Source organism: Streptomyces sp. NPDC058665, assembly GCF_042714995.1.
Lineage (GTDB): Bacteria > Actinomycetota > Actinomycetes > Streptomycetales > Streptomycetaceae > Streptomyces.
Genome location: NZ_JBHXRX010000006.1, coordinates 199,334 through 208,773 on the forward strand (window position 1 = coordinate 199,334; position 9,440 = coordinate 208,773).

At 71.9% G+C, this 9,440-nt stretch carries 8 protein-coding genes; 4 read left to right on the top strand and 4 right to left on the bottom strand.

The window, feature by feature from the left end:
• Window positions 1-167 precede the first annotated feature (167 nt).
• Window positions 168-1,013, top strand: coding sequence for an EI24 domain-containing protein (locus ACFWV8_RS05990; RefSeq protein WP_384198362.1), 846 nt, complete (start codon window positions 168-170; stop codon window positions 1,011-1,013).
• 51 nt (window positions 1,014-1,064) lie between these two features.
• On the opposite strand, the gene ACFWV8_RS05995 is transcribed toward ACFWV8_RS05990, so the two are convergent.
• Together ACFWV8_RS05995 and ACFWV8_RS06000 are read right to left on the bottom strand one after the other, a co-directional pair.
• A complete protein-coding gene (locus ACFWV8_RS05995; RefSeq protein ID WP_384198391.1) occupies window positions 1,065-2,276 on the bottom strand; it encodes a pyroglutamyl peptidase in 1,212 nt (403 codons plus the stop codon).
• 168 nt (window positions 2,277-2,444) lie between these two features.
• Entirely contained in the window at window positions 2,445-3,029 is a 585-nt protein-coding gene (locus ACFWV8_RS06000; RefSeq protein WP_384198364.1) for a TetR/AcrR family transcriptional regulator, read from the bottom strand.
• A 160-nt stretch (window positions 3,030-3,189) separates the two neighbouring features.
• Between ACFWV8_RS06000 and ACFWV8_RS06005 the strand changes: the two genes are divergently transcribed.
• Complete coding sequence (locus ACFWV8_RS06005) at window positions 3,190-5,685, top strand: beta-glucosidase (protein ID WP_384198366.1); 2,496 nt, start codon at window positions 3,190-3,192, stop codon at window positions 5,683-5,685.
• A 13-nt stretch (window positions 5,686-5,698) separates the two neighbouring features.
• On the opposite strand, the gene ACFWV8_RS06010 is transcribed toward ACFWV8_RS06005, so the two are convergent.
• Window positions 5,699-6,706, bottom strand: a complete 1,008-nt coding sequence (locus ACFWV8_RS06010; RefSeq protein WP_384198393.1) for an aldose epimerase family protein — start codon at window positions 6,704-6,706, stop codon at window positions 5,699-5,701.
• 32 nt (window positions 6,707-6,738) lie between these two features.
• Entirely contained in the window at window positions 6,739-7,689 is a 951-nt protein-coding gene (locus ACFWV8_RS06015; RefSeq protein WP_384198368.1) for an SGNH/GDSL hydrolase family protein, read from the bottom strand.
• 274 nt (window positions 7,690-7,963) lie between these two features.
• Here ACFWV8_RS06015 and ACFWV8_RS06020 point away from each other — a divergent pair, with 274 nt between their 5' ends.
• Together ACFWV8_RS06020 and ACFWV8_RS06025 are read left to right on the top strand one after the other, a co-directional pair.
• Window positions 7,964-8,458 carry a DUF3145 domain-containing protein gene (locus tag ACFWV8_RS06020; RefSeq protein ID WP_384198370.1) on the top strand — a complete coding sequence of 165 codons (495 nt, stop codon included), beginning with the start codon at window positions 7,964-7,966 and terminating at the stop codon, window positions 8,456-8,458.
• A gap of 58 nt (window positions 8,459-8,516) precedes the next feature.
• Window positions 8,517-9,392 carry an NAD(P)-dependent oxidoreductase gene (locus tag ACFWV8_RS06025; RefSeq protein ID WP_384198371.1) on the top strand — a complete coding sequence of 292 codons (876 nt, stop codon included), beginning with the start codon at window positions 8,517-8,519 and terminating at the stop codon, window positions 9,390-9,392.
• The last annotated feature ends 48 nt before the right edge of the window (window positions 9,393-9,440 follow it).

Genomic DNA, 9,440 nt, shown 5'->3' on the forward strand with positions numbered 1-9,440 from the left:
ACCTCCGGGTCGTGCGGCGGCGATCGTTCGATTCAATAGGCAGGTCATACCGGTTGAACGTGTCAACAACAAGAGGTACTCGCAGCCTCGTTGGTCCCGGGCGCCTCATGGAATCGAACGGGAACCACCGCGAAACAGCCCCGGAACAAGGCCGATAGGGTGGCCTTATGCGTGATCTCGGTGTGGGCTTCGGGTACTTGGTGAAGGGCCAGCGCTGGGTCGGCTCGCACGGCAGATGGCTCGGCTTCGGGCTGCTGCCCGGCCTGGTGACCCTCGTGCTGTACGCGGCGGCGCTTGGGGGCCTGTTCTACGGCGCCGACGATCTGACGACATGGGCGACGCCCTTCGCCGACGACTGGTCATCGCCGTGGCAGGGGCTGTTCCGCGGTTTCCTCACCGTGCTGTTCATCGCGCTCGCGCTGTTCCTCGCCGTGATCACCTTCACGGCCGTGACACTGCTGGTCGGGCAGCCCTTCTACGAATCGCTCTCCGAGGCCGTGGACCGGTCGGAGGGCGGTGACGTACCCGAGTCGGGTCTGCCGCTCTGGCGCGAACTGTGGATCTCCGCGCGGGACAGCCTGCGGATTCTGGCGCGGGTGGTGCTGTACGGGGTCGTGCTCTTCGCCCTCGGGTTCATCCCCGTCATCGGCCAGACGGTCGTCCCCGTACTGGGGTTCTGCGTCTCCGGTTTCTTCCTCTGCGAGGAGCTCACCGCGGTCGCGATGCAGCGGCGAGGCATCGAACTGAAGCAACGGCTCACGCTGTTGCGGGGCCGCCGGCTGCTCACGCTGGGCTTCGGCGTCCCGCTGACGCTCGCCTTCCTGGTCCCGTTCGTCGCGGTGTTCCTGATGCCGGGCGCGGTGGCGGGAGCGACGCTGATGGCCCGCGAGCTGACGGGCGAGGACGCCGAGGGCGGGCGGCCGGGTCCCGGTGCCCCGGCGGCGGCGCCGAGCCTCAACACGCCCCCGCCGCAGCCCGGTTCACGGCCTGCGGACGCCCCGCGCGAGTGGTGAAGGACCGGCTCACCGGAGCTGATGAGCCGGCCCTGCTGGGCGACCCGAGTCCTACGACTCCTCCACCGCCACGCGCACGATCGTCCGCAACTGCGCCGTGATGTCCAGCCTGTTCTGTACGAAGACCGGATCGGACACCGTCCCGGTGGCCGGGTTGGTGTTGCCGGGGCCGAATTCGAGGACCGGCGTGTGGACATGGCCGCCCGGGATCTCAAGCCCGAGCCGGTCGCGCAGCAGCGTCGCCCGGTAGGCGATCTCGTTCGACAGATAGTCCCCGCCGCCACCGGCACGGGCCGCCGAGCCGGGCGTCGGCCCGTCCGGCCGTACGACAGGGACGGTGCCGCCCGCCGGGATCTCGGTCACCGAGGTGTTGTCGTACACCGGGAAGCGCCCCGTTCCGGCCGCCACGATGCCCGCGTAGGGAAGCGTGGTCCGCGTCCACTGCGGCTGCGTCGCCGGGTCCTTCACCGGTACGAGCCCGGTCTCGGACAGGTTCTCGTTGTCCCCGAAGCCGCCCCGCCAGGCGCCGTTGTACCGCTCCACGTCGATACGCCCCACCCGCCCCTGACTGACCGTCATGAACAGGTCGGCGCGCGGCAGCACCCGGCGCAGGGCGCGTTCGACCATGCCGTCGGCGAAGTCGCCCCAGCGGACCGGGAACACGGCGGTCTCGACACGCGCGGGCCCGTCGGCCGTACGGATCACCGTGCCGTCCAGCGCGAGCGCGACCGCGCCGGACGGGTTGCTGATCCGGATGTCCCTGTCCAGCGTGAACGGGTCGAAGCCCGTCACCACGATCCGCTTGACACCCTTCGCCCGGTCGGCGGCGCCGAAGTCCATCGAGTCCTGGCCGCGCGACGCCCTCTCCAGCCGCTCCAGGAGCCGTACACCCGCGGCCTCCGAGAGCCCCGACTCCGCGTGCCACGCGCGCAGTTCACGGGTCATGCCCAGCCGCGCCCAGTACAGCGGCCGGTCGTCGTCCCGGCTCAGTTCACCGCCTGCCGGGCCCCGCCCCTGTGCCCGGTCCACCGCTCGCTGCCAGAGCCGTTCGCCATGCCGTACGGCGGCGCGCTCGGCCTGTGCGTACGAGCCGGCGCCGCGCAGGGACTTCGCGAACTCCGGCGCGACCTCGTCGAAGCCGCTGTCGTCGAGTATCTGGCGCGGTACGGCCCCGTCGAGACGCCGCTCCTCGACGGTGACCGCCGGAGCGGCGGCGGCCGGCCCGGCGGCCATGGCACCTGACGGAGTCGCCACGGCGACCAGAGCGGCCGACGCGAGCAGGACACCCCCCAGGGGATGCCGGACACGCGGCCGGCCCGCCGTGTTGCTGTTGGTGCGCACGAGTCTCACGGGAGTCCTTCCATCGGGTGGCGGAAGTATCACCTCCGCACCCCGCCGATGGCTACGGCACCTCAACACCCTTGCTTACTCTCACCGTTCGGGTCCGTCCCCGCCACCCCGCAGCAGCGTCACGAACGCCCGGAAAGCCTCCGGCATGTCCACCTCCTCCGGCGCGAGCAGCCACTGGTACTGGAGCCCGTCCATCACGGCCACCAGCAAGGGCGCCGTCTGTTCCGGGGTGAGGCCGCTCGGCAGCCGGTCGCCGAACTCGTCGCGCAGCACGCCCGCCATATTGCCCCGCACCTGGACATAGCGGCGGGTGAAGAACTCCCCGGCCGGATGACCCTCCGTCACACTCTCGCCGAGCAGCGCCGAGAAGGTCTGCACGATGCCGGGCCGCATCGCGTTGTAGTCGACCATCGACGTCAGCAGCTCCAGCCGCCAGCCGTCCGCGCCCCGGCTGCCGCCCCCGGTGTCCCACTGGTCGCGCTCGTCCATGACGGCGAGGAGCAGCGCGTCCTTCGTGGGGAAGTAGTGGAGCAGCCCCTGCTGGGTGAGGCCCACGCGCTCCGCCACCGCGCCCAACGTCGCGCCCCGGTAGCCGCGTTCGGCGATCACCTCGATGGTGGCGCGGAGAATCTCCGCCCGCCGCTCCGTGCTTCTGGCCCTCGCCATCCCACCGGTCCTTATCTCTCGCACCTGTCCGCTCACCGGCCGTCGTCTCCGGACCGTACACGAGTAACAAACCGATAACGAAGCCTACCTGCCTACAGAATTGCGGGTCACCATGTAACCCGTCCGCACGAACGCAGGGCACTGACGAGGAGGTACCGCCGTGACCGGCGCACCCATCACCCCGGCCGACCAGGCACGCGAAGCCGCCGTCGAGGCGGCGCTCGGCAAGCTGGCTCCGGACGACAAGGCGCGGCTGCTCGCGGGGCAGGACAACTGGTCGCTTCCCGCGCTCCCGGAGATCGGGCTGGCCTCCCTCGTCATGTCCGACGGCCCGATCGGTGTCCGGGGCGTGCGCTGGACCGCCGACGACCCGTCGGTCGCCCTCCCGTCGCCCACCGCGCTCGCCGCCACCTGGGATCCCGAACTGGCCCGCAGGGCAGGCCGGTTGCTCGCCCAGGAGGCCCGCCGCAAGGGAGTGCACGTCCTCCTCGCGCCGACCGTCAATCTGCACAGGTCCCCGCTGGGCGGACGCCACTTCGAGGCGTACAGCGAAGACCCGTACCTCACCGGCGAGATCGGCACCGGCTATGTCCTGGGCGTCCAGGACGGCGGCGTCGGCACGACCGTCAAGCACTTCGTCGCCAACGACGCCGAGACCGACCGCTTCACCGTCGACAACGTCGTCGCACCGCGCCCGCTGCGCGAGCTCTACCTCGCCCCGTTCGAGGCCATCGTCAAGAACGCCCACCCCTGGGGCATCATGGCCGCCTACAACAGGGTCAACGGGGACTCGATGACCGAGCACCGCCATCTCCAGAAGGAAATCCTGCGCGGCGAGTGGGGATTCGACGGCTACATCGTCTCCGACTGGCTCGCCGCCCGCTCCACCACCGGCGCGATCCTCGGCGGCCTCGATGTCGCGATGCCGGGCCCCAAGACCGTCTACGGCCCCGCGCTCGCCGCCGCCATCCGGGCCGGCGAGGTCGAGGAGTCCCTCGTCGACGACGCCGTACGCAACGTGCTGAGGCTCGCCGCCCGCGTCGGCGCCCTCGACGACGCGCCCGCCGTCGTCCCCGCGTCCGCACTGCCCGCGCCCCTCGACGGTAACGCGCTGGCCCGCGAGGTCGCGCGCCGCTCCTTCGTCCTCGTACGCAACGAGGTACGTGACGGACACCCCGCCCTGCCGCTGGACCCGGAGAGGACCCGCACCGTGGCCCTCAGCGGCGCCGCCGCCCGCGACGCCCGGATCCTCGGCGGCGGCTCGGCCCATGTCTTCCCGCCGCACACCGTCTCGCCGCTCGACGGCCTGACCGCGGCCCTGCCCGAAGGCGCCCTCAGCTATCGCGTCGGCGCCGACCCCAGCGACCAACTCGCCGTCGCCGACAAGGGATTCACGCTGCGAGCGGTCTGCCGTGCCGCCGACGGACGCGAGCTCGGCACCACCGACCTCCCCTCCGGCATGGTCCAGTGGGTCGGCGTCGACCTGCCCGACGGCGTGACGTACGACGAACTGCACACCGTCGAGTTCACCGGCACCTTCACCCCGCGCGAGAGCGGCGACCACACCTTCGGCACCCGCGGCATCGGCCCCCTCGTCCTGACCGTCGAGGGGGAGAAGGTCTGGGCGGGCGAGGAAGGGCTCGGCGACAGCACCGACCCGTTCAACGCGTTCTTCGGCGAACGCCTGGAACGGGCGCGAGTCACCCTCATCGAGGGCCAGACCGTCGACGTCTCGCTCCATCTGACCGTGCCCCGGCTGCCCGGAGCCCCGATGGACGCCGTCGCCTTCTCGCTGCTCCACCTCGGCCCGCGGCGCGACCCCGAGGACCTGATCGCCGAGGCCGTCGAGGCGGCCAGGGAGGCGGACACCGCCGTCGTCGTGGTCGCCACCACCACCGCCGTCGAGTCCGAGGGCTTCGACCGTACGAGCCTGGAGCTGCCCGGCCACCAGAACGCGCTCGTCGCGGCCGTCGCCGCAGTCAACCCCAACACCGTCGTGGTGGTGAACACCGGCTCACCGGTCGAGATGCCGTGGCGCGAGGACGTGGCCGCCGTACTGCTCAGCTGGTTCCCCGGCCAGGAGGGCGGCGCCGCGCTCGCCGACGTCCTCACCGGCGCCGATGAGCCCGGCGGCCGGCTCACCACCACCTGGCCGGTCGCCATCGCCGATGTCCCCGTCACGGACACCACTCCGGACGCGGGGGGCCAACTGCACTACACCGAGGGCGTGTTCATCGGTTACCGCGCCTGGGAACGGGCCGGCGCCACCCCCGCGTACCCCTTCGGCCACGGCCTCGGCTACACCGACTGGGAGTACGAGACGCTGGACGCCACCACCGAGCGGGCCACCGTACGGCTGCGCAACACCGGCGAACGGCCCGGCCGCGAGACCGTCCAGATCTATCTCGCGCCCCTCCCAAGCGACGCGCCGGACGCACCGCACGCGCCCGAGCGCCCGGCGCGCTGGCTGGCCGGATTCGCCTCGGCCGAGGCGGGCCCCGGCGAGAGCGTCGAGGTGACGGTCCCGCTCAGGGCCCGCGCCTTCGAGATATGGGACGAGGCGGCGAACGGCTGGACGGCGGTCCCCGGCGCGTACGAGATCCAGGCGGGCCGCTCGCTCACCGACCGCAGGCTGACCGCCAGGGTCCACCGCTGACGGACATTCGCCCTCAGGTGCCGGACGGGCCCGCGGCCCGTCCGGCCGAGAACCCGTACGTCGTCGCCGAGGTGAACACCTCGCCCGGCCGCAGCACCGTGCTGGGGAAGTCGGGCCGGTTCGGCGAGTCGGGGAAGTGCTGGGTCTCCAGCGCGATGCCCTCGCCGGGCCGGAAAGGCCCCGCGTCGAAGTGGTCACCGGTGTAGAGCTGCATGCCCGGTTCGGTCGTCGTCACCGTCAAGACCCGGCCCGACGCGGGGTCGTACAGCTCCGCCGCGACCGAGGTCCCCGAACTCCCCTGATCCAGCACGAAGTTGTGGTCGTACGCCGACCCCACCTTGCGCGGCTCACGGAAGTCGAAACGGGTCCCGGCGACCGGCGCGGGCGGACCCGTCGGCACCGAGTCGCCGTCCAGCGGCGTGATATGGCCGGCCGCGATCCGCAGCACATGACCACCGGCGCCGCCACTGCCCGCGCCGCTCAGATTCCAGTAGGAGTGATTCGTAAGATTGACCACCGTCGGCGCGTCCGTCACCGCCCGGTAGTCGATCCGCAGCGCCCCGTCCGCGGCCAGCGCGTACGTCGCTGCGAGCTCCAGCCGGCCGGGGAAGCCCTCCTCGCCGTCCGGGCTCACCAGCGACAGCCGTACGCCGTGCCCGTCCGCCGCCGGCTCCGCGTCCCACACGCGCTTGTCGAAGCCGCGCTCACCGCCGTGCAGACAGTTGGGGCCGTTGTTGCGCGGCAGCCGGTACGTCCGCCCGTCGAGCGTGAACGTCCCGCCCGCGATGCGGTTCGCGTACCGGCCGATGAGCGCGCCGAAGTACGGCGAAGGGCAGTCGACGTAGCCCGCGACATCATCGAACCCGAGCACCACGTTGGCGAGAGCACCCTCGCTGTCCGGCACCTCGACGGACTGGAGGATCCCGCCGTAGGTGAGCACCTTCACCCGTACACCGGCCCGCTCCAGAACCCAGCGGTGGACCGGTGTCCCGTCGGGTGCCGCACCGACGCGCTCGGTCATGGTCATGGTCATGTCGTCCACGATCGCCGACCCTACGCCGGGGGGTCGGCCGCGACGACGTTGCGGTAGGCGATGTCCGCCAGCTTGCCCTGCCCGTTCTTGCTCGGATGGAACCAGTCCCACGCGCTCAACTGGTCACCCGTGAACCGGTAGTCGAAGACCGCCCCGCCGTCGTAACGGCACCGCAGATCCTTCGCGCACACGTCCCTGAGCACCTTGTTGTACGCCACGACCCGCGCCTGCACCGTCGACCGCCGCTTCTGCGCCGCGGCGTCCATGTCCTGCGAGTCGCCCAGCATCGACGAGCAGATCCCCAGCTTCCAGATCTGCCGGCCCAGCGGATTCTCCCGGCCCTCGGACCAGAGCCGCTTGAGGTCGGGCACGCTCGCCACGTACACCTGCGTCTTGGGCGCCTTCGCGCGCAGCCGGCGCATCGAGTCCTCGAACGACGCGCGGAACTCGTCCACCGGCGTCATCAGCGCCGCCTCGTCCTTGCACGCGTCGTTGGCGCCCATCATGACCGTTACCAGCTCCGGCCTGTGCACGGCCGCCTTCGCCATCTGCTGGGCCAGATCGCCGACGGTGGCGCCCGTGCGCGCGTAGTTCCAGCTGTTCTCCGCGACGGCCGGCTTGCCGAGCAGCCGCAGCGCGAGGCTGCGCACCTGGTCGTCCGAGCCGGTCGACCAGGACACCTCGGGGCAGTCGCTCAGCACGCCGCAGGCGTCGAAACCGCGGGTGATGGAGTCGCCGACGGCCGCGATCGAGGTCGGACTGCGGTCCCAGACCGGCTTCGGCGGGGGTTGGCTTGTCTTCGCCTTCGTCCAGTCCGGATCGGCGCCGTCCGAGGACGTGCACCCCGAAAGCGCGACAACGCCGACCAGCAGCCCGGCACAGGAGGCGGCGGCGCTCGCGTACGGTTTCCGGCGACGGGGGCTGTGGCCGCCCAGGCGTCGCCCGGCACGGCCCTGAGGGCTCTCCTGCATGCTGTGAACCCTCCGCGTGGGCGTCGTCATGCGTACGGCGGCGTCCTGGCGAGTGAAAGCTTCGCGTATATCGCGCCTGGGACCGACAGTACGGCACCCCGGTGCCCCCCGCGCAAGGTAGCTTTCAGGCGTCGAACCAAAGTCAACGGCGCCCCCCACGGCTCCGGTAAGTTACATCCCGTCACATGCTGCCCGTTTTGCGGGGTTTCACTCTCGATGCTGTTTACTGAGGCCGCTGGGCAAGGCGAACCTCGTCCCCACACTGGAGGTCACGGTGACCACACGTGGTGTTCTGTACGTGCACTCCGCGCCACGCGCGATGTGCCCCCACGTCGAATGGGCGGTGGCGGGCGTCCTCGGCGCCCGCGTCCAGCTCGACTGGATCCGGCAGCCCGCATCGCCCGGTACCTGGCGGTCCGAGTTCTCCTGGCGGGGCGAGGCCGGCACCGCGTCCAAGCTCGCCTCCGCGCTGCGCGGCTGGCGGATGCTGCGCTTCGAGGTGACCGCCGAACCCAGCCCCACGGCCGAGGGCGAGCGCTACAGCGCCACCCCCGAACTCGGCATCTTCCACGCCGTCACCGGGATGCACGGCGACATCCTGGTCCCCGAGGACCGGCTGCGCGCCGCGCTCGCCCGGTCGCTGAGCGGTGAGACAGAGCTGGAGGCCGAGGTCGCGAAGCTGCTCGGCAAGCCGTGGGACGACGAGCTGGAGCCCTTCCGGTACGCGGGCGAGGGTGCCCCCGTGCGCTGGCTGCACCAGGTCGTCTGAGCCGGACCGTACGGGGGACGGTTACCGGCCCTGCGCCGCCGCCTTCTACGGTGGGCGCATGGCTGATCAACTCGAAGTGGCAGTGCTCGGCACGGGCATCATGGGCGCGGCGATGGCCCGTAATCTCTGCCGGACCGGACACGCGGTCCGGGTCTGGAACCGCACCCGTGCGAAGGCGGAGCCCCTCGCGGCCGACGGCGCGCGGATCGCGGACACTCCGGCGGACGCCGTACGCGGCGCGGACGTCGTCCTCACGATCCTGTACGACGGCGCCGCCGCCCTGGAGACGATGGCGGAGGCGGCCCCGGGGCTGCGGCCCGGCACGGTCTGGCTCCAGTCGACGACGGCGGGCCTCGACGGGCTCGTCCCCCTCGCCGAACTGGCCGCGGCCCACGGACTGGTCTTCTTCGACTCGCCCGTGCTGGGCACCAGGGGCCCCGCCGAGCAGGGGAAGCTCGTCGTCCTCGCCGCGGGCCCCGAGGACGCCCGGGACGGCGTCACGTCCGTTCTGGACGCCGTCGGGGGCCGCACCATCTGGGTCGGCGACGACGGCGCGTCCGGGGCGGCGACCCGGCTCAAGCTCGTCTGCAACAGCTGGGCCCTGGCCCTCACTCACGCGACGGCGGAGGCACTGGCCCTGGCGAAGGGGCTCGGCGTCGACCCGCGGGACTTCCTGGCCGCCACGGAGGGCGGCGCGCTCGACTCCGGTTACCTCCGCGCCAAGTCGTCGGCGATCCTCGACGGCGACTACACCCCGAGCTTCGGTCTCAGCACGGCCGTCAAGGACGCCCGGCTCGTCGTGGAGGCGGCGGAGGCGGCAGACGTACGTCTGGACGTCGCCGAGGCGGGCTGGCACCGCTTCACCCGGGCGGAGGCCCAGGGCCACGGCGACGAGGACATGGCGGCGACGTACTTCGCGAGCTTCGGGGACTGAGTGACCCGGGGACGACACGCCGGAGGCCCGGCTCCCGTCCTCCACGGG

What these genes read in the sequence shown, in the direction of transcription:
- ACFWV8_RS05990 (WP_384198362.1), top strand. Translation starts at nt 168, where the DNA reads ATGCGTGATCTCGGTGTGGGCTTCGGGTACTTGGTGAAGGGCCAGCGC.
- ACFWV8_RS06000 (WP_384198364.1), bottom strand. Translation starts at nt 3,029, where the DNA reads ATGGCGAGGGCCAGAAGCACGGAGCGGCGGGCGGAGATTCTCCGCGCC.
- ACFWV8_RS06010 (WP_384198393.1), bottom strand. Translation starts at nt 6,706, where the DNA reads ATGACCGAGCGCGTCGGTGCGGCACCCGACGGGACACCGGTCCACCGC.
- ACFWV8_RS06015 (WP_384198368.1), bottom strand. Translation starts at nt 7,689, where the DNA reads ATGCAGGAGAGCCCTCAGGGCCGTGCCGGGCGACGCCTGGGCGGCCAC.
- ACFWV8_RS06025 (WP_384198371.1), top strand. Translation starts at nt 8,517, where the DNA reads ATGGCTGATCAACTCGAAGTGGCAGTGCTCGGCACGGGCATCATGGGC.